The following is a 25,273-nucleotide window of genomic DNA, read 5'->3' on the forward strand; positions in this document are numbered from 1 at the left end:
AAAATCAATGGGGCATATTTAGTTTATCTAGGATATACCTAATTTTTTGCACGCCAACTATTATCATTTGTATCCTAACTTTTTACAAATGTAACGATATTTAAATTAAGTATATATCTAAATACTAATATTTTTATCTAAGATTTAGACAAAAAGTCATTCAATCGCAGAACTTCTTTCAAAATAAGCAACTACTTGATTATATTTTTAATTTAATATTGACCGTGGATAGGGAAAACTTTTGCTTAGATTCTAAAGTTAACATTAGCTAAAAAAAAATGGTATTTTAACGTTATATTGTGATGTTCAATAACTTTGATATTAACAAAAAGACTGGATTTTAAAATTAAACAGCCGAACCGGGAAATTCAATTAATTAAAACATAATTTATCTAGACACTAAATAATAGTGTATTTCGCAATGTGATATAACGTCTATACCATTGTACATCAATCTACACAATCGTAACCTTAGCGATCGCCAGCAGCATTCATTCCACAGGAAAGTCAAGGTTTCAAAAGACAACCTCTACCCATAGAAGTAGATAATTTATAGTACAAAAGTATTGTTTGGACTATATATTGTTAGGAATATGCACAATCATGGCGTGTCAAAAAAATGTGTTGATATTAACTTGACATTTAACTAGAAGTTGTTAATCACCTGGCGATCGCTTCTAGCTGCATCAAGCTCGGATTGACTATAAATACTAAAATGTTGAACCTTGTTACTCTCTAAAATAGCTCTTGCACCTGCTACATAGATATCAGTGCCTTTTAGTACTAATAAGTAATGGCCAAGAGTCAGATGATGCTCATAATATCTAGCTAGCTCATCAGAAATTCCTAAAGTAGTATATTTATCTTTGGAACTGCTGATATTCACTCCAGAAATATCACCCAGATTGCTTGTATTTTTAACAACTATTGATATTTGACTCATTGGAAAGTCAGCGGTTCTAAGTTCAGTAACAGCTGCTTGTGCGTCTTGATATCGATAAAAAATACCGAGTGCATATTTGTAGCGATTATTTGGAGTCGAGTATGGCTCAAAGACTCCCCACTGTTGAATATCGCGGCGATTAAAAATCCTCTTGGCAAGACGAATTTCTATGTCTATACCGGTTACTATCACCAAATAGTAACCTTTACAGACAAGATCGCTATAATCTTGTGCTTGCTTTTCAGAAACTCCTAAACTTAGAAACAAACTAGATAAACCACCTGCTAAAGTGGTAGCGATCGCTGTTACTTCCGCTCCGGCTAAGATGACTGGGCCTATCCCAGGAATTACCAACAGGGCTAGATCGGCTGATGATAAACCAACAATATTTCCTAAAGAATTACTAGCAACGGCTCCAGCAGGATCTTCTAAGGATGTATTGCCGGTGTTTTCAATGATTTGAACACCAGCAATATCACTTTGTTCTTCTGTATTCCGTGCAATAACAGAAACTTTGTCCATTGGAAAATTAGCAGCTTTTAGTTCCTGAAGTACTAATTGTGCATCGGAATACCCAGCGAAAACTCCTATAGTTCTTCGCTCTTTCTCTAATGTCATTTTCTCGGTTTATTGCAGTTACAAGTGATTCCCAAGATTGTTACCTCAATTTGAGATAATTACACAGCGCGACGAGTCAGTAAACCCCAAAGGAAAATTAGTATCATTGCACCAATAACAGCAAATAAAATACTTCCCAGAGATAAAGCTCCTACAGATGCAGCTGCTGCCGAACTACTTCCTAGTAATACTTGACCCAGATAACCACCGAATACGGCTCCAAGGATTCCTAATATAATGGTAGAGATAATACCGCCACCTTGGGTTCCAGGATAAAATAACTTAGCTAACGCACCTGCGATTAAACCCAAAACCAACCAAGCAATAATGTTAGTCATCGAATTTCTCCTTCACTAAAAATCTGCTTTATTTGCATTTGACTATTTCATATTAAAGTTTGCCTCTAAAATTTTCGATCTATCTAAAGAACTAATATCAGGAATCTTTAGATACCATTTGAATATTCGCCAAGTCATCTTTGAGGATGAATATACAAATTAGTCACATTCTGTACATTCAAGTATTTGTATAAAAGTCCTATTTGACATCATACAAGATGTAGATAAGGAAGCTAACCGCATTCTATATGAGACACGACGTGTAGCTTGCTTCCCTGTATGGGTAAGCGTAGGACTTCTTGGCATTATGGGGAAAAGGGGAAGGGTTAAAGGGTAACGGTATGGAATTTTCCCTTCCCTTTTAAGATGCACCGCAACATAATGGGGAAAAGGGGAAGGGTTAAAGGTTAACGGTATGGAATTTTCCCTTCCCTTTTAAGATGCACCCTCACATATTGCAAAAGTAACTCTTGCAAGATATTTGTAGTATTTTGTAGATAAAGACAGAAAAGGAAGAAAAAATAAAGAAATCTAGACATTTCACATCTAGATTTTTCATTTTCAAAAAAGTGATATCAGCCGTTCAAGGCTCAGGACTGGAGACTATAGAAAGAGCTAGTTGATATAGTTGGCGACGGGGAAGGGAAGTAAATTTTGCTAACTGACGGCTAGCTTGCGATCGCGATATTCCTTGACTAATTAACTGTTTCAATTCGGCTTTCAACTCTTCTTCTGTCAGTTGGGGCTGACTGGCTGGAATTCCCGCTACTACTAATGTATATTCGCCTTGGGGTTCTCGTTGAGTGTAGTAAGCGATCGCTTCGGCAATTGTCCCCCGCCAAAATTCCTCATACAATTTAGTTAACTCCCGTCCTAGCACAATTTGGCGATCGTTTCCCCAAACAAGAGCTAAGTCTTGCAAAGTATCTCGCAAACGGTGCGGCGATTCATAGAAAATCAAGGTGCGAGATTCTGTTTGCAGAGATTCTAAATGTTCTTGTCTCTGTTGAGTTTTCGCTGGGAGAAAGCCTTCAAAGACAAATCGATCTGTTGGTAGTCCGGCTGCACTCAAAGCGGTAATTGCTGCACTAGCGCCAGGAATGGGAACTACAGGAATTCCCGCCTCAATGCAGGCTTTCACCAGTTCATATCCAGGATCGGAAATACCTGGCATACCTGCATCACTCACCAGAGCGATCGCTTTATTATTAACTAAATGCTCTAATAATTCTGGAATACGGCTGGTACGATTGTGTTCGTGGTAACTCATCTGGGGTGTTTTAACTTGAAAATGTTGTAGCAGTTTCCCGGTATGACGCGTGTCTTCCGCAGCAATGATATCCACAGTTTGCAAAATTCGCACCGCCCGAAAGGTGATATCTTCCAGGTTGCCAATTGGTGTGCCGACAACGTAAAGTGTTCCTGGTTTTGGATCGGTTTGCATGAGCAAGAGTTAGGAGTTAAGAGTTAGGAGTTATATCATGTCCGCTTGATTACTTACTAAACCCCAAGAACCCCACCTCGCCAAAGCTACGCTTCGTCTCCCCTCCCCGCCTGTGGGGAGGGGCTGGGGGTGGGGTGCAATGATTGTGGAAATCATAACTAATTACCCGGACTTGATATTAGGAGTTAAAAGTTAAGAAGTAAAAATAATAATTTACGTCTAATACGAATTGAGTATTGGCAACACTTTATACGTCAAATTTTGTTTTTTTTCACCCGACGAAAGTTTCTAATTCATCAATTTCAGTGATTTCAGGTATTTCTGGTCTTTTAAGACGCGATAAATCGCGTCTCTACATCTGGGTTTTGTTGCTCATCTAGCGTCCTATCTTATTTCAATAATCTTAGTCCACTGAGGGTTACTAATACTGTGGAACCTTCATGGCCAATGACGCCGATGGGTAGGTTAATATTTCCTAGAAAGTTGCCGACTAAAAGCAACATAATGAAACTCAACGCTACAACTATATTTTGTTTTACTATGGCTTGCGATCGCCTGCCCAAATGCATCGCCACAGCAATTTTTTCTAACCTGTCTGCCATCAGTATAATATCTGCGGTTTCCAATGCCACATCGCTACCAGATACTCCCATTGCTATACCTACAGATGCTTGCGCTAAAGCTGGTGCATCATTAATGCCATCGCCTACCATTGCCACAGTTTGATATTGTTGCTGTAAACGGCGAATAACATTCAGCTTATCTTCTGGTAGAAGTTGGGCATATACCCGATCGATTCCGACTGCTTTGGCGACACTGCGAGCAGTTTCTTCATTATCCCCGGTTAACATGACAATTTGTTCAACTCCCAGTTTCTTTAATCGGCTGATGGTTGCGGCTGCTTCGACTCTTACCTCATCTGCGATCGCAATTACACCCATCACCTCTGTTCCCCGTGCTACCCAAACCACAGTTTTACCTTCTTGCTCCAAAGATTGAGCCATTTTTCCCAGTTCTTCAGGTAAATTTGTGACATATTGCTGCACAAAAACGGCATTACCTACAATCACTTGTTGTTCTTGAGTAATTCCGACAATTCCTTGTCCCGGTATAGCTTGTACTTGGATTGCAGCAACCCAATCTAAATCACCAGCCGCTTGTACAATTGCCTTACCGATGGAATGTTCGGAATAGGATTCCACACTTGCAGCAGTTTTTAATACATCATATTGTGTGTATTCACTAGCTGAAACTACTTGGAATACCTGCAACTGTCCTGTTGTTAGAGTACCAGTTTTATCAAATGCGATCGCTCGGACTTTGCCAATCTTCTCCAACTGCGCCCCATTTTTAAACAAAATCCCCTGTCTTGCACCATTGGCGATTCCTGAAAGCAGGGTGGGCATAATTGCAGCCATTAGCGCACAAGGGGAAGCCACCACAAGGAAAGTAAGAGCGCGATAAATTGTTGTTTCCCAATCCCAACCCCAAAGAAATGGGGGTAAAGTTGCCAGTAATATCCCAGCTACTACAATGACTTTGGCATATCCTTTCTCAAAGCGATCGATAAACTCTTGGGAAGGTGGTGCTTCTGTCTGCGCTTGTTCTACCAAACGAATTACACGCTGAATCAAACTACTTTGGGCTGGTTTGTGTACCTTAATTTGCAATGCACCATAGCCGTTGAGCGTACCAGCAAATACCTCTTCGCCCACTGTTTTTTCTACAGGTAAAGACTCACCTGTAATTGCAGCTTGATTGAGGGTGCTGTAACCAGATAAAATTATCCCATCAGTAGGAATTAACTCTCCAGGTTTGACGACAATCTCATCACCCACTTTTAGCTGACTGATAGGAATTTCCTCTTCTCTTCCCTGAAGCAAAACTCTTGCTGTATCTGGTGTCAAACTCATCAAACTGCGGATACTCCGCTCAGTTCGCTGCATTGCGTAGCCTTCTAATGCGCCACTGATGGCAAAGATCAGAATTAAAATTGCCCCATCAATAATTAGATGATATTCTCTTCGCCATAAGCCGAGGCTAGCAGCACCAATCGCTGCCACAATCATCAGCAAATCTACATCGAGTTCTTTTTCTTTGAAAAGGGTAGTTAATCCTTCTCGCGCACTTTCGTAACCACCAATCACGTAAGCAGCAGGTAGTAGCAGGAACGCCAATCCCAAAGCGCCAAGATGTAACGCGAACCATCCGAGAAATAATAGTAACCCACACAAAAGGGCGGCTACGGTATCTGCGTGTTCTCTGGTAAATTGACCCAAACGTTGGGGATAGAGCATGAGAGGTGAATTAACAGGGACTCTCTCACGCTAAACCTTGACATTGATGTTAATGTCAAGGCTTATAATGATTTTGAAACGCAGAGGGGCGCTGAGGGAAGCGCGGAGGTACGCAAAGTTAAATCTTTATCTGTATTCTTTTTGGAGTAAATCATGAATGCTGGTTGCTTAACTATTAAAGAACTTACTGATGCAGTTGGTGGAGGTTTAACTCCGCGGATGGTGCGACATTACCATCAATTGGGACTGTTACCGCAACCAGTGCGATCGCGCAGCAATTACCGTCTCTACACCAAAAAAGATGTCCTTCGGTTGCAACGGATTGTCGCACTCAAACAGCAAGGGTTTCAGCTAAATCACATCCGCAATATTTTGGAGGTAGAACCAGAAGCCGACACAACTGTTAACCTCATGGGACAACTCCAGCAGCAATATCGCGCGGTAATGCAACAAATCTCTCAACTGCGGCAAACTGCATCAGCATTAGAAGGATTATTGGGGCGCGATCGCCATTGTCAAATTATCCAGGCGGAAGTTTTGGCGCAACTGAAGTTACTTGATGTTGAAACCCAAGCCGGATTGGGAGGATTGGAAAATCTCTGGAGTGGCTTGGATGCCGAAATTCATACCCACTCGGAAGCTTTTACTGAATCGCTACAACGCTTACTACCCGATTTGTCTCACCGTTCGGAAATTGAACAGCATTTAATTTCTCAGTTAGTTTTGGCTTGTGGCGATGTCAGTTTGGTGTCCTTTGTGAAATTGAGTCGAGATGCGATCGCAGCTAGTCGAGAAGCTTTATCTTCAAGTTGTCAAATTGTTGTCGATACTCAAACGGTTGCTGCTGCTTTGGATCAAACCCGATTACTTCACTTGGGATGCCGTACCGAAACTTTGATTGATAACCCCCATATTACCACCGCCACTGAAGCAGAACTCGCCTTTTGGCAACATCAAGAATGGCGAGAAAAATTACAGCAAGTAAGTAATAGTTGTGTACTGGTAGTTGGTTATGCTCCCTCAGTACTTCTGGAAGCTTGTGAAGCCATTGCTAACCAAAAAATTCAGCCTGCATTAGTTATTGGAATGCCCATTGGCTTTAGTCATGCTCCCGCAGCCAAGCGACAACTGATGCAACAAGGGATACCTTTTATTACAGTTGAAGGAACTTTGGGAGGTGGCGCTTTAGCTGCGACTGCCTTAAATGCTTTGGTTGAGTCACTGATTGATAAGCCAGATTGTCATTGTTATCTCAAATAATTGCCAAACAATAAGTATTCACTTAAGACAGTTTCATGGGATTTTGACTCAGCACTCAGCACGGGCTAAACCTTAGCTATCCGCTAACAGCACTCAGCACTCAGCATTACTGAAAATAATATTGTTAAATAATATTGAATTTGCTACACTTTACCAGTTTTAGTAATTCAATAATTCATAATCGCAGTCATAAACTACCAACTTGGTATAAGTTGCAATATAACTTAGAAGAATTTATAGTAAACAGACTTTGGCAATTAGAGTATAAATTATCATGCTATCCAAGCTAGAGCGAAGTATAAATCAGCATAAGTGCTTTGAAGTAATTAGAACTAAAGATAACTCAGATGTATAATTAGCCCGTCTCCTCCATTATCTTTATAAAGATCGCGATTTAGGACTGGCAGGCTTTCTATTTTTTACTTTAATTAAGGGGCTTATGTGGCAACAAGAAAAAAAAGATACTTCGATAGTCAGACTGGTATTATGGGTTGCCTTAGCTACAACCCCGATGGCAGCATCTCTGGTGGTATCAGCACCGATGCTGGCACAATCTACACCTGAAGCTACCTCTTCACCACTGCCACAAACAGTGCAGAATGAACCGATAGTGCGGATTGACGGTTCCAGTAGCTTGAGTGCAATCAACCAAAGCCTGAAAGAAAGTTTTGAAAAACAGTTTATCGGTAAAAAGGTTGAAGTTGCTGCTAACGGCACTGAGAAAGCGCTGAAAGATTTGCTAGATGGCAAAATCGATATAGTCGCAATGGGACGAGGGTTGACGCCAGCAGAAAAAGCTCAAGGACTAGAGCAAGTTCGTTTGCAGCGTGAGAAGATTGCGATCGTGGTTGGTGCAGACAATCCCTTCAAAGGAAGCTTGACTAGTAGGCAATTTGCCCGAATTTTCCGGGGGCAAATTACAAATTGGTCACAACTGGGAGGGCCTTCAGCCAAGATTCGATTCATCGATCGCCCGAATACGAGTGAAACTCGCAATACTTTTCGTACTTATCCAGCCTTCAAAACTGCTGAGTTTGCTACAGGGGCCAATGCTACCCAAGTAAGTGACGATAATACCGCAGAAATCATCAAACAACTGGGCAAAGACGGCATCAGCTATGTGTTAGCTAATCAGGTGTCGAAGTTGAAAGGTGTGCGAGTTCTGCAATTACATCAAGCCTTGCCAGCTGATGCGAGATATCCCTTCTCGCAACCTTTAGTTTACGTTTACAAAAAAGATCAGAGTTTAACCACAGTAGATTTTCTTGGTTTTACCCTAGCACCCTCAGGACAGCAAGCTATAGAAAAAGGTAGAGCTGCTGAAGCTGAGGCGATCGCAGCTAGCGTCTTACAACCTGCTGTTGCAGCTTCTCCAGGTGTCCAAGCGACACCAGCGCCTACACCTTCCCCTAATGCCACTAGTTCTGCATTTGCCGAACAACCCTTTGTGGCTGCACCTACACAAAGCGCTCCAATTGTAAATAAAGAAACACCATTGTGGTTGCTGCTACCTGTGTTTTTTATAACTGTGGGTGGCTCTGTACTATGGTGGATTCTGAAAAAACCCCCATTGCCTACCGAAGAAACAGACAATTTACCAGAATCAAATCCTCATCCACCCAATGGAGGAACGGCGGCGCTCGATGCCAGCACAGTTTCCTCCCTGAATGGAACGACGCTGGAGGAGCAGGCAGTACCGCATTTCCAAGAGCAAGAACCCGATCGCACTCCTTTCAACATCTACGCTCAAACACAATCCGATCTGAACCAAAATGCTACTCAGGGGACAGGAAATTTAGTACAAGAGACAAGTAATGGTACTTCTAACCTCTATGAAGGCGCGACATCAGGCGTAGCGAATGGCTCAGAAAATAACAATTTGGGAGCCGCAGCTTTAGGTGGTGCGGCTATAGCAACAGGCATTGGGGCGGCTACTTGGTCTACCTTTAACAACAAAGAAACAGAACCAAAGGCAATTGATGAGACAGCCGATCTAAATAATTATACGGAGACATACACTCCTGATGCTGATGAAGTTGCATGGGATATAGAAGCTCCGGCGGCTGTAGTCAATACTTCATATCCTTACCCAGGTAATATTCCAGAAGAAGTGTCTGATGTGGAACTGCCTTCATCTGAAGTGACAGCCCCACTCCCAGAATTACCAGATGTGCCACAAGCATCATCTGATTTTGGATATTGGGATACAGCAATTAGTGAAGATGAGGCAGACGAGGAACTTCAGGCAGAATTGAATTGGCTAGAGAGTATCACCTCAACTGAAGATACAGCCTCAGTCGATGAATTACCCTTAGCGGAGTCTAACGAAACGACAGCCGATGAAGAAGCATCAGAGACAGATACATCCTCACTGCTCGATTTACCGGAATTTCCAGAAGATGTATTGAGTAAAGATGCATTGAATGTGGTAGCGGACGCAGCCGAACCTACTTTAACTTTGCCAGAGTCAGAACTTCCCGCCGAGCCGACTGTTGGGGAAGCTAACTCTACAGATTTGGCCGCCGCCGCCGCTTTAGCAGCGGGTGCAGGAGTTGGCGCTTGGGCTAGCACTTTCGGATCGGATGCTCAAAATGATCCGCTCGCAGTCGAAACAGCTAGTGGTTTGGTTGATGCAGATGAAGAAAGCAGTATTGTGCTCACACCACATACTTATACATCGGCTCATGTCTCTTGGGAAATTCCCCCAGCCAAGAAAGCACAACTTTGGCAACAAGGCGGTACTCAATTAGTAGTGCGGCTGTATGATGTGACTGGCATTGATTTGAGTTATCAAAGTCCGCAGCTGGTACAGCAGTATGAATGTGCAGAGACAGCACACGATCGCTTTGTAGAAATTCCCCTTAACGATCGCGATTACATAGCTGAAATTGGCTATCTCGCTTATGGCGAACACTGGTTATTCATCGCTCGTTCTGCAATCGTTCGTATCTTCAGCCCTGTGAATCCAGATCCGATAGTTGATGATGTGGCAATCGCAGGCGAAACAGCTAATGGTTTGGTAGATGCAGATGAAGAAAGCAGTATTGTGCTCACACCCGATACTGATGGATCGGCTCATGTCTCTTGGGAGATTTCCGAAGCCAAGAAAGCAGCACTGCGGCAACAAGGCGGCTCTCAATTGATCGTGCGGCTGTATGATGTGACTGGCATTGACTTGAGTTATCAACCTCCGCAGCTTGTCAAGCTGTATGAATCTGAGGAAACGGAAAACGATGGATTAGTGGACATTCCCCAAGGCGATCGCGACTACATGGCTGAAATTGGCTATCTCGCTGATGGCGATCGCTGGTTATTCATCGCTCGTTCTGCGATCGTTCATGTGTTCAGTCCTGTGAATCCAGCTCCCGTAGTTGATGATGTCGCAATCGCGGATAAAACAGATGTTGATTTGGTAGATGTCCAACAAGAGAGCAGTATTGTCCTCACACCCCGCACTTTCCAATGGGCTGAAGTCTCTTGGGAGGTTTCCGAAGCTCAGAAAGCAGCACTACGACAACAGGGCGGCTCTCAATTGGTAGTGCGGCTGTATGATGTGACTGGAATAGATTTGAGTTATCAAAATCCTCAGTTTGTCCAGCAGTATGAATGTGAAGAGACAGCACACGATCGCTTTGTAGAAATTCCCATCAGCGATCGCGACTACATAGCTGAAATTGGCTATGTCGCTGATGGCGATCGCTGGTTATTCATAGCCCGTTCTGCGATCGTTCGTGTCTTTAGTCCAGTGCCTACAGAACCGACAACAAAAGATCCCGTCGTTGAAAATGTACCATTAGTCAGCGAAACAGCTGTTGGCTGGGCAAATGTAGAAGCAGAAACTACCCCAGAAGAGAGCAGTATTGTCCTCACACCCCGAACTCCCAAGTGGGCTTATGTCTCTTGGCACATTTCCAAAGCTCAGGCGGAAGCACTGCGACAACAGGGCGGTTCTCAATTAGTAGTGCGGCTCTATGATGTCACCGGCATTGACTTGAGTTATCAAAGTCCCCAGCTTGTCCAGCAGTATGAATCTGAAGAAGTAGCACGCGATCGCTTTGTGGCGATTCCCGTGAGCGATCGCGATTACATGGTTGAAATTGGCTATATTGCTGATGGCGATCTTTGGTTACTCATCGCTGGTTCTGCTAACGTCCGGGTATTCAGTCGTCCCCACGGAGATTTCTGGTTTGTGGCTGATGCTGAGTTAATTATTCATGGAGCAACCCAACCAAATACCAACGTAAACATTGGCGGTCATGCCATCAAAGTTAAACCCGATGGTACTTTCCACCTACGTCTTCCCTTTTCAGATGGTTTAATGGACTATCTGATCACGGTAGCTGCTGATGGGGAATCCACAAAAACTATTCATAAGAAGTTCTCTCAGGAAACTTCCGAAAGCTAACATTAGACTTCTTGGCATTGTGGGGAAAAGGGTAAGGGTTAAAGGGCAAAGGTATGGAACTTCCCTTGCCCTTTAACCTTTCCCCAGACTAAAAGAGAGATTGTTGGGTTTATCCCAAAAGTATTGTGAGTTATCCCCTCTAAACCAATTCTCCCTTTTAGGAAGTGTAGGAAGGGGGGATTTTATTATGCCAACTTTCGTTTTCGTCCCTGTTAGGGGAAGTGATTACAATACGATTCAATTAAAATTTTTTGATGAAAATTATAGATAGCAAAAAATGCGATCGATCATCACAAAAACACGATTCATCGCGTATTGTAGAGACGGCGATTCATCGCGTCTGTATTATAAAGACGGTGATTCATCGCGTTTCTTGTTCTAGAAAAATTTCTTGAGCTAGACATTTCTTAAATGCTAACGTCTACAAGGTGACACAGGATTTGGAGCGGTTTTTTTAACTATGAAGCATAGACACAAAGTAGCTTTTAGCTTAACATCGCTGATCGGTCTTAATTTAATCTCTAGCTTAGTCGCATTCGATCGGGCGCTCGCTGCGCCACCGAGAACCCCAGACAAAACTGTAAATTGCGAGATTTTAGTTGTGGGTGGTGGACTTTCTGGCGTAGCCACAGCTTACGAGGGGTTGCTAGCAGGGCGAACAGTTTGTCTCACAGAAATTACCGACTGGTTGGGAGGACAAATTTCTGCTCAAGGGACATCTGCGTTAGATGAACGCCCAACTCAGCGAGCTCTCAAATTCTATTCTCGCGGCTATCTGGAATTGCGAAACCGCATTGGGCGTAAATACGGTAAGCTTAACCCCGGCAACTGCTGGGTAAGTGAATCGTGTTTTCTTCCCCACGATGCTCACACAATTTTGACCCAGATGCTTAAAGATGCCGAAAAGCAGGGCAAAGGGAAGTTGCAATGGTTTCCCAACACAGTAATTAAGGATTTGGAAATCGCTGCTGATGGCAAAATAATTAATAGTGCGATCGCAATTCAACATCAACCACCAAAAGGCGCACCACCTCTCAATACTTTTACATTATCTCAAAGTATTGAAGATGCCTATCGCTACGAAAACTCGTCTCGGTTTACCAAAACTATTGTCCGTTTCATCCCCAAAGCAACGGAAGAGAATGCTCCTAAATGGTATGTTGTAGACGCTAGCGAAACTGGAGAAATTATCGCCCTTGCTGATGTCCCTTACCGATTAGGGATTGATGCCCGTTCTTACCTAGAACCTTCTGCTTCTAGCACCAACAATGACCCCTATTGCCCTCAAGGCTTTACCTACACCTTTGCAATGGAGGCCACTAAGGAACCGCAACCGCAGACAATGCCTGCATTTTATCCACAATATGCACCATATTTCAGCTATGAATTAACGCGACTGGCTAACTTTGATTTAGTTTTTAGCTATCGTCGCATTTGGAGTCCAAACAAAGGAAAACCAGCAAAATTTGGCGGTGTAAGTTTTACTGCGGCTGCACCAGGGGATATCTCCATGCAAAACTGGACTTGGGGTAACGACTACCGCCCCGGAACAGCGCAGGATAACCTAATTTATACCCGCCAACAGTTACAAGCGACTGGACAGTTAGAGCCAGGGGGTTGGATGGGAGGACTGCGGACAGAAACCCTCCGCAAGGCTGAGGAAAATGCCTTATCTTTCTATTACTGGTTAGTAGCTGGAACTACGGATTCTCAACTAGGGGATGGTGTCAAGCAGCCGCAAACTAATAACCGCTTTGTTTCCGGTTTAAATTCCCCAATGGGGACAATACATGGTTTATCGAAATACCCTTATATGCGAGAAGGACGGCGCATCATTGGCCGCCCCAGTTGGGGACAATCTGAAGGTTTTAGTATTGGGGAAATTGATATTTCCCGCCGAGATTATAATGACGAATATTACTCCAAGACTTTGCCAGCAGATATGTATCGTCGGCTACGAGCAGCAGTTGCAGGTTTAGAAGCAATATCAGTAATTGACGGTAGAGTTCCACCAGACAAAGCAATGCGACGGACTCGTTCTACCATTTTTCCCGATGCTGTGGGTATTGGTCACTACGCCATAGATTTCCATCCTTGCATGGTGAATAGTCCCCCAGAAGCACCTGGTAACACAGAACGTCCAGGCGAAAGACGCGGTGCGGGTCAAGCTTATCCCTTTCAAATTGCTTTGAGAGCAATGATTCCCCAGAAGATTGATAACTTGCTTGTAGGTGGCAAAAGTATTGCGACTAGTCATATTGCTGCTGCTGCCTATCGGGTACACTCATTTGAATGGTCGGCTGGCGCAGCTGCGGGAACTGTAGCTAGTTTTGCACTCAAAAATGCGATCGCACCTTACCAACTTGTTGATGATTTACCTAAACAAGAGCCACAACTAGAAGCACTCAAGCGGCTTTTGCAACAAAATGGCAACCCTACCGCCTTCCCAGATACATCTATTTTTAACGAAAACTGGGATAATTGGAAATAATTTGTCATTTGTCATTTGTCATTTGTCATTGGTCATTGGTCATATCAAGTCCGGTTAATCACTTATGATTACCGAATCTGTGCAAAAATCCCAAAAGCCTCTTCCCCCAGTAATAACTGCGGTATAAATGATGAGTCTTTAGCCGGACACAATATTATTGGTCATTGGTTAAGGACAACGGACAAATGACAACGGACAAATAACAACAGACTACTAAACAATGAACTAAACTAATTATTTGTAGTGTAGTTTTGTAAAATTATCTTGACCAATTGTTTTATGGTTATGACACTTTCAGCAGATGTTTACGGGATGTCCACAGCACCAACTATAGCTCCTGAACGGTCTAATCAAGTTATCCGTAAGACTTATCCGAATTACAAAGTGATTGTATTAAACGATGATTTTAATACATTCCAACACGTGTGTGAATGTTTGATGAAATATATTCCGGGAATGAGTGGCGATCGCGCGTGGGATCTGACTAATCAGGTACACTATGAAGGTCAAGCGATCGTCTGGGTCGGGCCCCAAGAACCTGCGGAACTCTATCACCAGCAGCTGCGCCGAGCAGGTTTGACAATGGCACCTCTAGAAGCAGCTTAACCTTAAATTATTATGGGCAAACCCTCCGTAGATCCCCTCCGCACGGCTTCTCTACGAGACGCTACGCGAACACAAAAAGCTGCCAGACTGGTTTGGAATCACTCAACACACCTTTCTGGTCTTATCCCGATTTTAGAACGTCTTTGTCAGCAAGATGGCATCCAAACTGTGACGCCGGGAGTGATTGGGCGATCGAAAGGTCACTGTCCAAAAATGCAACTACGTGTCTCAGTACCCATTCGCGGCGGCTATAAAGTCATTGCACGGCAGGGAAAAACGGTACAAGAGGTCTTTATTTTAACGACTTTACCCCAAGATCGACTAGAAGCTGCATTAGCGATCGCTATGAGATGTTAATCGTACCCGATAGCAGTGCTGTTAGCGGATAGCTAAGGTTTAGCCCGTGCTGAGTTGGGAATCTCACTTTTTTACCCAATGCTCAATGCCCACTTGCCCTGAGCGTGTCGCTAAAGCGAAAGCTCCGCTAACGCGTAGCGTCTTGTAGAGAAGCCGCCGTACCCTCCGGGGAAGCAAGCTACGCGTAGGTCTCGCAGAGAAGGTATGCCCAATAATTATTCCTCAACCCGATGTACTGCAAATTTGTGTAGCGGTAGACTAACAATACAAGAAAAAGTTAAGAAATATGACAGAGCCGTAGTTATTTTCAAAGTCATGACTACAGATTCCCAGCCAGGTAAAACTATTTTTTCGATGCCAAAAGCTACACAGTAAACTAGCCAGTAACTAAAGCTCATTCTAAACAGAATACGTTCTGTTTCTTCCATCTCATTTGTTTGCTGCTTACTATCCCACAGTAACAACAGTCCAATAATGCAAGCGACAAAGGAAACAGCAACTACAGATTCGTGACAAAATATATTTAACGAATGCATTTGTGTTTATTCCCACATTTTTTCAGTTGAAACTCAGTCTAAAGGAATATTCCTTGCAGAGATACAAATTATTTACAAACCTCAATAGATTAAAGAGTGCTGAGTGAAAAATCTCACTTGCAACTCAGCACTCATAACTCCATTAACCTGCAAGACTAGTTGCCAAAATTGAAGCGTTTGCAACAATCATTCCTTCATCTATAAGAAAGGTTTAAGTATTTCCAAAAAATGTATAAGCAATTGCTGGAAAAGCTTAATACTTTGCAACAATTGTTCCTTCATGTATAAGAAAGGTTTAAGTATTTCCAAAAAATGTATAAGCAATTGCTGGAAAGACTTAATACTTTGCAACAATCGTTCCTTCATGTATAAGAAACATTTAAATGATTGCAGCAATTGTTGCAATTAACTTATGAATTAATATTACTTAAAAAATAAATCAAAATGTTTTAAGTAATATTAACTGCCCTCATCCCACAACCCTTCTCTTATTTCCCCACTTAACTATTAGACTTCTTGCATAAGTGGGGAAAAGGTTCTGTATTGTCCCCTTCCCCTTTGCCCCTTACCCAGACCACACTCGATTATGAAAAATGCTTATCCGAACGTATTGAGAGACATACGGTTCCCCAATCTACTGGAGTTGATGGTGGGATTTCGTCATTTGTTTAATCGGAATTTCAATCCAAAATTCTGTACCTAACCCCGGTTGAGAATCACATTTAAAAACACCACCGTGTTTATCTACGACAATTTGGTAACTAATTGACAATCCCAAACCAGTGCCTTTTCCCACTGGCTTAGTTGTGAAAAAGGGATCGCAGATTCTTGCTCTGAGAGCTTCGGGTATTCCTGGCCCGTTGTCTGCAATCCGAACTACTACACTCTTGATATTGCCTTCAAGTTCTCCAAGAGCAGTACGGATAGTAATTTGACTGCTATGAGGTTTTGATTGAGATTCTGTGTAATCTTCTAAAGCATCGATCGCATTGCTTAAAACATTCATAAATACCTGATTTAGCGGCCCGGCATAGCACTCCACTAAAGGAAGGTTAGTATATTCTTTGACTAATTGAATCGCCGGACTTTCTGGTTTTGCTTTCAAGCGATGTTGCAAAATTAGCAAGGTGCTATCAATACCTTCATGAATATCAACTGGTTTTTTTTCTGCTTCGTCAAGGCGAGAAAAATTCCGTAAACCCAAGACAATCTGCCGAATGCGATCGACCCCAATTTTCATGGAAGCTAGAGTTTTGGGCAAATCCTCTATGATAAATTCTAAGTCGATCTCTAAGGCGCGATCGCTAATTTCAGGACTAGGGTTGGGAGTATTTTGCAAATAGAGGTCTAGGATACTAAGTAAATCTTGGGTGTAATCATTGACATGATTGATGTTGCCATAAATGAAGTTCACGGGGTTATTAATTTCGTGAGCCACACCAGCTACCAATTGACCTAATGAGGACATTTTCTCAGTTTGGATCAGTTGGGTTTGAGTTTGCTGTAAATCATGCAAAGCTTGAGCTAGCTTTTGCGTCTGCTCTTTGGTTTGATTATGTAATTGCGCTTGTTGGAGTGCAACCCCAAGTTGATTGGCAATTTGAGTAATAAATTTAATTTCCGAGGCTTCCCAATGGCGGGGTGCAGAATTTTGGTAAGCTGCTAGCAAGCCCCATAGCTGTTGCCCGATAAATATAGGTGCGATTGCATAAGCTCTTGCTTGAATTTGCTCTAGAACTGCAACGTGGCATTGAGAGTGACCGACTTCATAGATATCATCAACTGCAAAAGTTTCATTGTGACGATATCGCCCACCTTGGGTTTCTTGTAAATAGCTATCTTGCCAAACTGTCTTCGTATCTGAACTTACTAACTTTAACCAGTTATCGCCCACAAACTCGGCGATATATTCACCACTCCAATCAGCCTCGAAACGGTAGACTGCAACTCGATCTGCTTGTAGTGATTTACAAATTTCTTGGGTAGTTGTCTGAAAAATCGCATTTAGATCGAGAGATTCTCTAACTTTCGCCACAACTTCAAACAATACCCGTTGTTGTTCTGCTGCTTGTTGTAAATCTAATGTCTGTTGTCGTGTCTGAGTGAGTAAATCAGCTTGCTGAAGTGCTACGCCCATTTGGGCAGCAATCTGACTGAGGAAGTTAACTTCAGAAGTTTTCCATAGCCGAGGGCCAGTGTGTTGATAAGTTGCCAACAAACCCCAAAGTTGTTGTCCAACAAAAATCGGCGCAAGCACAAAAGCGTAAATTTGAAACTGCTCTAGATTGTCGATATGACACTGAGTAAACCCCATCTTGTAGATGTCATCGACTGCAAATGTTTCATTATGGCGGTAACGTCCTCCTTCTGTATCTTGTAAGTAGGTGTCATTCCAAATTGTATTAATACCTAGTTCCGACTCATTCGACCAGTATGGACTAGCAGCCTCGAAATCGCCGACAAATTCACCACCCCAATTAGCATCGAAGCGATAAACAGAAACGCGATCGGCTTTGATTAATTGACAAACTTCTTTAGTTGTGGTTTGAAAAATCGTATTTGTGTCCAAAGATTCTCGAATCTCGGCAATAACTTTAAACACAGCCTGTTCTTGTTCAGCTGTCCGTTGTAACTCAACAGTGCGTCTTCTAACCTGTTTTTCTAAATTTTCATTAAAAACTTGTACTTGTTGGTGTAGTTCATACTGCTGAACTGCGGAAGCAAAGTGTTTACCGAGGTTTCTAGCCAGTTCAATCTCTTCAATTGTCCATTTTTGAGCTTGTGCTGTTTTAGATTCGCGCCAAACCTCAAAGGATCGCCGGGGGTACTGTTGCCTTTGATCGCACTCATGCTGCCCCGCCCATAAAGTTTCTGTATCTACTTCGTTGCGGAAAATACTTAGGTAGCCCAGCAACTGCTGACGATACTGGAGTGGGATCATCAATATGCTGCGAATTTTAGTTGGTTGAAAAGCAACTTGCAAACTTCGCAAGCCAGGAGTGTTATATATATCTGAAATCGCCCAAACGTCGTAGTTAGTGAACTTGTAGTGTTCCTGCCAGATACTATATTGCTCGATTAGTGGATATATAGTTTGTTCTGGCATTACAGGTTGCTCTCCACAGATATAAAGCTTGATACAGCTATTTCCTGGTATTAAGCATTCTGTTAAGCTGGTGACGTTGCCATTGTGGAAATCAAGAGCTTCATTTCTAATACAAAGTCTGCCACCAACACCATCAAAGGCAGCAACAGCCGCTTCTAAGGCTGGCTGTAAGATAATCGTCGGCAGTGAATGTAATAGGGTAGCAATGCGATTAACGATCGCTTCTCGTTCGGCTGTTTTGCGAACTTGAGTGTGAAGGGTGCTTTGAGCGATCGCCATTGACAGCTGCTCGACTACCATTTGTATTGCTTCTAGCTCATATTCTGAAATCGAACGCGCTTGGGAATTATGAGACACCAACAGTCCCCAAAGTCGATCTTGATAGAGAATAGGCGCTACTACAGAGGATTTTACCCCCATTGCCGTTAAATATTCAATATGGCAGGGGTCTACAGGGCGGTAACGGATCTCCTCTGAGATATCTCCATTATCCAAGTCACGCAGGTGAATTTGACCAATCTCTTTAGTCTCAACATTCACAACAGAACGCACGCGTGATTTGATAAATAGTTCGCGGGCATAAGATGGGATGTCATCGGAGGGAAAATTTAGCCCTAGTAGCGACGGCAAACAATTTTTATTAATTGATTCAGCAATCACTTGACCACTACCATCGGGATGAAATTTGTAAATCATCACTCGATCGGTTTTTAATAGCGATCGCACTTCTGCCGTTGTCACTGTGATAATTTCTTCTAACTCTAAGCTTCGTCGAATACGGTTTGTAATGCGGCGTAGTAAACTTTCTTCATCGCGACATAAGGGCAAATCTTGTTCGGGATTGGAGGTCATTGTTATAGCAAAATAAATTAATAATTTGAAAACTGGCATAATTAAATCTAAAGACATTGTGAAATTTATTCGATCATTTTGTCTTCAGTAAAACTACGGTCAAATCATTAATAAAAATATTTTTTTGGCTTTGATTAAAATTCACCAAAAAATCATAAAAACAGACGCTAAAAAGATTGCGTCTGTACTAGCTACAAGAGAAATTTCTTGCATTTTAGTTTTAACTTTTTGTTGGCAGAGTAACGTTCAACAAAATTAAACTTTTGTGTTGTCAGCAAAGCGGATTTTTAGATAGTCGTTTTCCATCTTTGCTCCGCCTGGTTGTAGTGCTGCTAAGGCTTGTGGCAAAACTAAGTTACGACGATGGTTGCCAATAGTGATGTTTAATTCGTCTCCAGTTTTACTGAGTTGAACTTGGTCTTTAGGAATACCAGGTAAGTAAAGTTCTAAGCTGTATTGGTTTTCCTCTTGCACTACTCTAAGAGTTGTTTCTTTGTAATAAACCTGAGTTGGATCTTCATCTTTATAAAGAGTTTCTTTCAGTCGTTCTAATGAAGCCAATCCACACATTTCCTCAGAAAATAGGGGAACTTCTTTCACAGGCAGAGGGTGAAAATCATCATGAATTTCTCGGCGATATTGCTCCTGACTTTCCTTCCAACGTTGAAAAAATGGGTCTTGGACTTCGCTTGGGATAATGCGATTAGCCACGACTAAATCTGTTGCAACGTTATATAAACTCAGATAAGCATGGGCACGGAGAGACTCTTTAATCACCATTTTTTCGGGATTGGTGACAAGACGCACTGAGGTTTGAGTATTATCTGTTAATACTTTTTCCAGAGCTTCAATTTGTTCATAAAACTCATAAGGTGCATCCATTACTTCTTTATCAGGTAGCGAAAAACCAGCGATTGGTCTAAACAAAGGTTCAACCAGAGGTCGAAGTGCCACCGAGATGTTTTGAAATGGTTTGTAAAAACGGCGCATATACCAACCACCGACTTCAGGTAAACTCAGCAAGCGCAGGGCTGTGCCGGTGGGGGCTGAGTCGATAATTAAGACATCAAACTCGCCTTCATCGTAATGGCGTTTCATCCTTACCAAGCCAAAAATCTCATCCATCCCTGGTAAAATTGCCAATTCCTCCGCCTGTACGCCATCTAAACCCCTTGCCTGTAAAACTTGGGTAATATAACGTTTCACAGCACCCCAGTTACCTTCCAGTTCTTGCAACGCATCCAGTTCAGCACCCCAGAGATTTGGGCGAATTTTTTGGGGTGCGTGTCCCAGTTCCATATCAAAACTGTCTGCGAGAGAGTGGGCGGGATCTGTACTTAAAACCAACGTCTGATAGCCTAGTTCCGCACAACGAAGTCCAGTTGCAGCCGCGACAGAAGTTTTGCCCACGCCGCCTTTACCAGTCATTAAAATTACACGCATAGATGCTTTTATCCTGCCTGAGAATTTTTTACATTTATTTACATTATCGACTGTTTAAGGAAAATAAATGTTGTTTCAACACGTCTAGGCATTATTATGAGTATTTACCCTAACTCATCCGTTGGGTTTTGCTGCAATAACTGGTCAAGCTTGGTTTCCAGTGCTGAGAGTTTTTTAAGAATTGTGGGGCGATCGCCATCAATAGAAATTAGTAAATTGGTTATTTTATCTTGTATATTCGTTAATTGTGCGACTGCATTCTGAATTTGGAGCATTCCTTCTCGGAGTTCTTGGCGTTCTTGTCGTGCTTCCGCCATTTCGTCTAACATAGCTTGGACTGTTTTAGCATTACTCTCAATTAGATGTTTGAGTTCTTTATCAGTCATTGCGATCGCGCTTTGAAGTTGAGTTTATTATTAACTCTAAAGTATTGAGGGATTTTGTTTCAATCCCCAGTAGGGCAGCACAGTTGTGATACCATGCACTGTGGTTTAATTATCTAAAAATTGCGATCGGGGCTGTTTACTGGCAATTAGATTTTTTACTCTCATGGCAAATACTTATACCTCTAGACACCAGTCATTACAAGGCTTGAGGGTTATACCATTTTAGATTTTGGATTTTAGATTTTGGATTGGAAATTGCCTTGGTGCGTCTGGTTTGGTATGAATCCATCTGTCGCAATCATTTTTCAAAATGGTATTACTCTTTCTAGTGATAATTTTGGGTAATTTTTAACACTACAAAAAGTGAAGTGTTCTTGTTGCACTTGAAATAACCGACTGTTGCGGTTATCAAGCCCTCGTCCCACTCCACAAAATTGGATAATTTATTTGTTGGAAATTCCTAATTCACTGTCCCAAGCACATTTTGCTGTAGAGGAACGCCACTAAAGGCAATTTCCTCAACATTCAAGACATTCAAGGTAAATTGATCCCGCTTAATGGTGTAATTGTTGGGGCTGCCTGTACCCGTAATAATATAATCACTTTTGAAATCAGACAGAATTAGCTTATCCGATCCCGATCCACCATCGATCGTGGCATTACCGTAACCAACATCAAATATGTCATTTCCACCTCCACCCTTAATCAAGACATCAGCAATAGCACCCCCTTGGCTTAAAACAGTATTACCGTTAGCATCAATTCGACGGGCTTTGAATTTATCGTTACCGTTTCCGCCATCAATCGTGCCGCCTTGAATGCCAATGCTGGTGCCATAGCCAGTAAGGATATCAGCTCCTGCCCCTTGATAAATAATGCCATCAGTATTAAGAATACCTGTGCCTTGATTAATGCCAGTGCCAATGAGGGTATCATTACCATCGCCTAAATTGATTGTGCCACTGTTAACAATACCTATACCTACACCAGGTGCAAGCTCCACTGGCCCGTTCCCAAAAGGGTTATCAGCGTAGAACCCTGCACCGCCTGTGCCTGTGCCAGAGAGATAATCGTTTCCCTGCCCAAGAGCGATCGTGCTACCCTTGCTGTTGGAGATGCCTATACCCCTACCCGCATCGTACGATCTAAAAGGTTCTTCGCTTGCATCACTCCCCTTGCCGATACCAACAATAGAATCGTTTCCTTTCTCTCCATTAATGTTGCTACCACCACTGTTAAAGATACCTGTACCTTCTCCTCCAGTACCACTAATTCCACCAGTTCCAGTTCCCTTAATGGAATCGTTCCCTTCTCCTCCATTAATGTTGCTGCGCTCAGTGTTAGAGATTCCGATAGCATTCCCCTCAAATACTCCAATTCCAGTTCCCTTGATAGAGTCATCCCCAAATCCTCCATCAATGCGGCTCTTCTGAGTGTTTTGGATACCTATAGTGATGTCTATTCCATTTCCGTCACCTCCGGTTCCGGTTCCCTCGATCAAATCTTTTCCGTCTCCTCCATTAATGTAACCACTCTGAGTGTTAGAGATACCTGTACCAAGTTCATTGGTTCTATACCCGGAACCACCACTGCCTGTGCCAGAGATCGTATCGTCTCCACTCCCTGCATTGATGATGCCACTGTTAACAATGCCTGTGCCTGTGCCACCAACGTCATTGTCGTCGCCGCCGGTGCCACTACCCTTGATAGTATCGTTACCTGCTTGAGTATCGATGACTCCGTTTTTTAGAACCTCAATTCCAATAGCTGGGATTGCGTTATCCTCTTGTCCTACCACTAGATCGGAACCAGAAGTGCCTAAAAATGGGGGTAAAGAAACAATTAGTCTGGACATAATATAATTTTCCGCGATTGTGTGCGATCGAATTTTAAACCCTGAAAGTCTTGCTCTTTGAAAAAGAATTTTCTAAGTCAGAATTTCAGTAGCTCGAAAAGTTTTCGTATCTCATCAAAAATTCGGGGTAAGCAATTATTCATTATTCTGCTGTCTACAATTCTCCCATTGAGATTAAGAGAAGAGTTCTAGCGAATAACAATCAGCAGTAGTTTCTAAACAACGGTTAGGCAATGCCAGATCAAGTAAACGACAATTTATCTTCATCAAGCTAGTACCTGTTTACTCTACGCTGGACGCACAAGTTTTATGCAGAGCCAGCCAATTTTTTATAAAAGTTTATAAAAAAATCCTGCCTGATAATTTCACAACATCGTGCATATTGATTTATCAGTTCCGGCTCACACCATAAATAAATTACGATCCGTTACAAGATTTAGATAAAGCATAGAGTGAGTAGAGATTAGCCGCGCAGGGAAATTTATCAATTGCATATAGTGTGACCCAGCAAGGTTGTACCTCCTTCACAACAAACCAGCCGAAGCAGGTAAAATTTGCAATATCTTGGGAAAAACTTTCATATACTCATCAATAACCAGAACAATTCCCAAAAAAATCCTGTCCAAGAATTAAGTTATACTTCAAAGATTTCAGGGAAGATGAGCAATACCAAGATAGTATATGTATGTTTATTCCTCTTTATGATAATTGTCTTGTTTAATATGCTAGCAAGGCAGATTAAGACAAATTCTTTCCCCGTAGCTGAACAGCAAGCAATCAGAGTTTTATTTATTGGCAACAGCTATACATATTTCAACGATCTTCCTTGGTTGACACAACAGTTGGCTGCTTCAGCAAAAGAACCTAAAAAGTTAGAAACTGAAATGGTTGTGATTGGTGGAGCTACACTTCAAAACCACTGGAAACGTGGTAAAGCACTCAGGCTTTTGAAAGCGAAACGCTGGGATTACGTAGTACTGCAAGAGCAAAGTACTTTACCAATTACCAATCCCAAGGAAATGTACAAGTACGCTACTCTGTTTGATGCCGAGATTAAGCGAGTGAATTCCCAAACAGTGTTTTACTTAACTTGGGCAAAGCAAAATCAACCAGAAACGCAACAGATATTGACTGATGCTTACATGAACATTGCTCAAGAACTGAAAGCTAAAGTCGCACCTGTGGGAATAGCTTGGCAAAAAATTCAGGAAGCGAATCTAAAATTAAACCTTTACAGTTCCGATAAAAGCCACCCTAGTCCGATTGGATCGTATGTAGCAGCGTGTGTATTCTATACAACATTTTATGAGAATAGTCCTGTAGGCTTGAGTCGTCGTATATATAGTAGCGATTCTAGTACGCCACAAGAAAACAACAGAATTGAGTTGGAAAATTTAAGTGAAACAGACGCTCAACTGATTCAACAATTAGTTGAGTATATCGTGAAAAAGAATTCAGAAGTCAGTATTTAGGAGTCAGAATCAATTAACGAAAATTAAAAAGTAAAAATAGTGCTACACATAAATAAATTTAGAATAGTAGGTTGGGTTGAGCTACAGAAAAACCCAAAAAAGCCTTGATAAGGTTGGGTTCTGGCAAAGTTGATGCTATGTTTGATTGAGACTCTCTAAGTTACGTTGTGTTTGTACGTAATTGCACTTTGCTGAGAGAGGGCAATCATTACAAAGAGGATTTTTTGCCCTGCAAACCATCGCTCCAAAGTCTAGCAAGGTTAGATTCCATTTGCCAACTTCTTTATTGGGAGCAATTATTTCTGCTGCATTCCAGAGAATCTTACAGCGCGATTTCACTCTTTCTCCTTGCAAGGCAAAGAAGTGTTCGAGAATGCGAGCTACGTTAGTATCAAGTATGGTTAACGGTTGATTGAAAGCTTGAGAACAGATAGCACGAGCCGTATATTTACCAATTCCAGGTAATTTAAGTAACTGCTTTTCTGAATCGGGGATTTTTCCTCCATACTGCTCTAAGATTATGCAAACGCACTGGTACAGTCTTTCTGCTCGGAAGAAAAGACCTAAAGGTTTGAGCAGTTCGCTTAATTCTTCAATACTAGCTTTTACTAATTTATCGAGCGTAGGATATCTAGAAAGAAATATTTCATAGACAGGGAGAACCGTCAACGCATCTGTTTTTTGTAGCAGAAACTCAGCGACAAGAATGGCATAAGAGTCGCAAGTGTGCCGCCAAGGAAAATCGCGTAAATTTTGCGTTCCCCATATAGAGAGATGGTGGCGAAACCATTTAATTTTTACAGCATCCAAATTTGAGGCTGCGTTTTCTTGAGGTTCTTTAGTCGCACGCTTCACGATTGTTTT

The 25,273-nt window shown here is 42.2% G+C and carries 16 protein-coding genes; 6 read left to right on the plus strand and 10 right to left on the minus strand.

Annotated features, from left to right (window positions below; all coding sequences use genetic code 11):
* Positions 1–646: 646 nt before the first annotated feature.
* From V7K45_RS02660 to V7K45_RS02675, 4 genes are all read right to left on the minus strand, one after another.
* Positions 647–1,561: a hypothetical protein gene (locus V7K45_RS02660; RefSeq protein ID WP_335000110.1), complete on the minus strand. Its 915-nt coding sequence runs from the start codon at positions 1,559–1,561 to the stop codon at positions 647–649.
* 59 nt (positions 1,562–1,620) lie between these two features.
* Positions 1,621–1,899: a GlsB/YeaQ/YmgE family stress response membrane protein gene (locus V7K45_RS02665; protein WP_289796500.1), complete on the minus strand. Its 279-nt coding sequence runs from the start codon at positions 1,897–1,899 to the stop codon at positions 1,621–1,623.
* 583 nt (positions 1,900–2,482) lie between these two features.
* Positions 2,483–3,343, minus strand: a complete 861-nt coding sequence (rsmI, locus tag V7K45_RS02670) for a 16S rRNA (cytidine(1402)-2'-O)-methyltransferase (protein WP_335000112.1) — start codon at positions 3,341–3,343, stop codon at positions 2,483–2,485.
* A gap of 389 nt (positions 3,344–3,732) precedes the next feature.
* Complete coding sequence (locus V7K45_RS02675) at positions 3,733–5,640, minus strand: heavy metal translocating P-type ATPase (RefSeq protein ID WP_335000114.1); 1,908 nt, start codon at positions 5,638–5,640, stop codon at positions 3,733–3,735.
* Between the two features lie 153 nt (positions 5,641–5,793).
* Here V7K45_RS02675 and V7K45_RS02680 point away from each other — a divergent pair, with 153 nt between their 5' ends.
* The 5 genes from V7K45_RS02680 to V7K45_RS02700 all read left to right on the plus strand — a co-directional run bounded on the left by V7K45_RS02680 (position 5,794) and on the right by V7K45_RS02700 (position 14,759).
* Entirely contained in the window at positions 5,794–6,900 is a 1,107-nt protein-coding gene (locus V7K45_RS02680; RefSeq protein WP_335000116.1) for a precorrin-8X methylmutase, read from the plus strand.
* Between the two features lie 439 nt (positions 6,901–7,339).
* On the plus strand, positions 7,340–11,305 hold the full coding sequence (locus tag V7K45_RS02685) for a DUF4912 domain-containing protein (protein WP_335000118.1): 3,966 nt from the start codon (positions 7,340–7,342) through the stop codon (positions 11,303–11,305).
* A gap of 460 nt (positions 11,306–11,765) precedes the next feature.
* Positions 11,766–13,796 (plus strand): FAD-dependent oxidoreductase, encoded by a 2,031-nt coding sequence (locus tag V7K45_RS02690; RefSeq protein ID WP_335000120.1) that lies wholly within the window; start codon positions 11,766–11,768, stop codon positions 13,794–13,796.
* Positions 13,797–14,075: 279 nt separating this feature from the next.
* Positions 14,076–14,402 carry an ATP-dependent Clp protease adapter ClpS gene (clpS, locus tag V7K45_RS02695; protein ID WP_292738203.1) on the plus strand — a complete coding sequence of 109 codons (327 nt, stop codon included), beginning with the start codon at positions 14,076–14,078 and terminating at the stop codon, positions 14,400–14,402.
* 12 nt (positions 14,403–14,414) lie between these two features.
* Positions 14,415–14,759 (plus strand): DUF2103 domain-containing protein, encoded by a 345-nt coding sequence (locus V7K45_RS02700; RefSeq protein WP_334837502.1) that lies wholly within the window; start codon positions 14,415–14,417, stop codon positions 14,757–14,759.
* A 215-nt stretch (positions 14,760–14,974) separates the two neighbouring features.
* Here V7K45_RS02700 and V7K45_RS02705 read toward each other — a convergent pair whose 3' ends face one another.
* The 5 genes from V7K45_RS02705 to V7K45_RS02725 all read right to left on the minus strand — a co-directional run bounded on the left by V7K45_RS02705 (position 14,975) and on the right by V7K45_RS02725 (position 22,937).
* Positions 14,975–15,295 carry a hypothetical protein gene (locus V7K45_RS02705; protein ID WP_335000123.1) on the minus strand — a complete coding sequence of 107 codons (321 nt, stop codon included), beginning with the start codon at positions 15,293–15,295 and terminating at the stop codon, positions 14,975–14,977.
* 634 nt (positions 15,296–15,929) lie between these two features.
* Positions 15,930–19,253: a GAF domain-containing protein gene (locus V7K45_RS02710; protein WP_335000160.1), complete on the minus strand. Its 3,324-nt coding sequence runs from the start codon at positions 19,251–19,253 to the stop codon at positions 15,930–15,932.
* A 255-nt stretch (positions 19,254–19,508) separates the two neighbouring features.
* Positions 19,509–20,696 (minus strand): TRC40/GET3/ArsA family transport-energizing ATPase, encoded by a 1,188-nt coding sequence (locus tag V7K45_RS02715; RefSeq protein WP_335000124.1) that lies wholly within the window; start codon positions 20,694–20,696, stop codon positions 19,509–19,511.
* Positions 20,697–20,800: 104 nt separating this feature from the next.
* Positions 20,801–21,082, minus strand: a complete 282-nt coding sequence (locus V7K45_RS02720) for a hypothetical protein (protein WP_335000126.1) — start codon at positions 21,080–21,082, stop codon at positions 20,801–20,803.
* A gap of 460 nt (positions 21,083–21,542) precedes the next feature.
* The gene (locus V7K45_RS02725; protein ID WP_335000128.1) at positions 21,543–22,937 is read right to left on the minus strand and encodes a hypothetical protein; all 1,395 of its coding nucleotides are present in this window, start codon (positions 22,935–22,937) and stop codon (positions 21,543–21,545) included.
* A gap of 701 nt (positions 22,938–23,638) precedes the next feature.
* Between V7K45_RS02725 and V7K45_RS02730 the strand changes: the two genes are divergently transcribed.
* The gene (locus V7K45_RS02730) at positions 23,639–24,409 is read left to right on the plus strand and encodes an SGNH/GDSL hydrolase family protein (RefSeq protein ID WP_335000130.1); all 771 of its coding nucleotides are present in this window, start codon (positions 23,639–23,641) and stop codon (positions 24,407–24,409) included.
* A 135-nt stretch (positions 24,410–24,544) separates the two neighbouring features.
* On the opposite strand, the gene V7K45_RS02735 is transcribed toward V7K45_RS02730, so the two are convergent.
* Entirely contained in the window at positions 24,545–25,264 is a 720-nt protein-coding gene (locus V7K45_RS02735; RefSeq protein ID WP_335000132.1) for a helix-hairpin-helix domain-containing protein, read from the minus strand.
* Between the last annotated feature and the right edge of the window lie 9 nt (positions 25,265–25,273).

This window comes from Nostoc sp., from assembly GCF_036917375.1.
Taxonomy (GTDB): domain Bacteria; phylum Cyanobacteriota; class Cyanobacteriia; order Cyanobacteriales; family Nostocaceae; genus Nostoc.

Bases quoted from the DNA above. Each gene is read 5' to 3' on its own strand.
- V7K45_RS02660 (WP_335000110.1), bottom strand. From the start codon at position 1,561: ATGACATTAGAGAAAGAGCGAAGAACTATAGGAGTTTTCGCTGGGTAT.
- V7K45_RS02730 (WP_335000130.1), top strand. From the start codon at position 23,639: ATGATAATTGTCTTGTTTAATATGCTAGCAAGGCAGATTAAGACAAAT.
- V7K45_RS02705 (WP_335000123.1), bottom strand. From the start codon at position 15,295: ATGCATTCGTTAAATATATTTTGTCACGAATCTGTAGTTGCTGTTTCC.
- V7K45_RS02690 (WP_335000120.1), top strand. From the start codon at position 11,766: ATGAAGCATAGACACAAAGTAGCTTTTAGCTTAACATCGCTGATCGGT.
- rsmI (WP_335000112.1), bottom strand. From the start codon at position 3,343: ATGCAAACCGATCCAAAACCAGGAACACTTTACGTTGTCGGCACACCA.
- V7K45_RS02700 (WP_334837502.1), top strand. From the start codon at position 14,415: ATGGGCAAACCCTCCGTAGATCCCCTCCGCACGGCTTCTCTACGAGAC.
- V7K45_RS02710 (WP_335000160.1), bottom strand. From the start codon at position 19,253: ATGACCTCCAATCCCGAACAAGATTTGCCCTTATGTCGCGATGAAGAA.
- V7K45_RS02715 (WP_335000124.1), bottom strand. From the start codon at position 20,696: ATGCGTGTAATTTTAATGACTGGTAAAGGCGGCGTGGGCAAAACTTCT.
- V7K45_RS02685 (WP_335000118.1), top strand. From the start codon at position 7,340: ATGTGGCAACAAGAAAAAAAAGATACTTCGATAGTCAGACTGGTATTA.
- V7K45_RS02675 (WP_335000114.1), bottom strand. From the start codon at position 5,640: ATGCTCTATCCCCAACGTTTGGGTCAATTTACCAGAGAACACGCAGAT.
- V7K45_RS02720 (WP_335000126.1), bottom strand. From the start codon at position 21,082: ATGACTGATAAAGAACTCAAACATCTAATTGAGAGTAATGCTAAAACA.
- V7K45_RS02665 (WP_289796500.1), bottom strand. From the start codon at position 1,899: ATGACTAACATTATTGCTTGGTTGGTTTTGGGTTTAATCGCAGGTGCG.
- clpS (WP_292738203.1), top strand. From the start codon at position 14,076: ATGGTTATGACACTTTCAGCAGATGTTTACGGGATGTCCACAGCACCA.
- V7K45_RS02725 (WP_335000128.1), bottom strand. From the start codon at position 22,937: ATGTCCAGACTAATTGTTTCTTTACCCCCATTTTTAGGCACTTCTGGT.
- V7K45_RS02680 (WP_335000116.1), top strand. From the start codon at position 5,794: ATGAATGCTGGTTGCTTAACTATTAAAGAACTTACTGATGCAGTTGGT.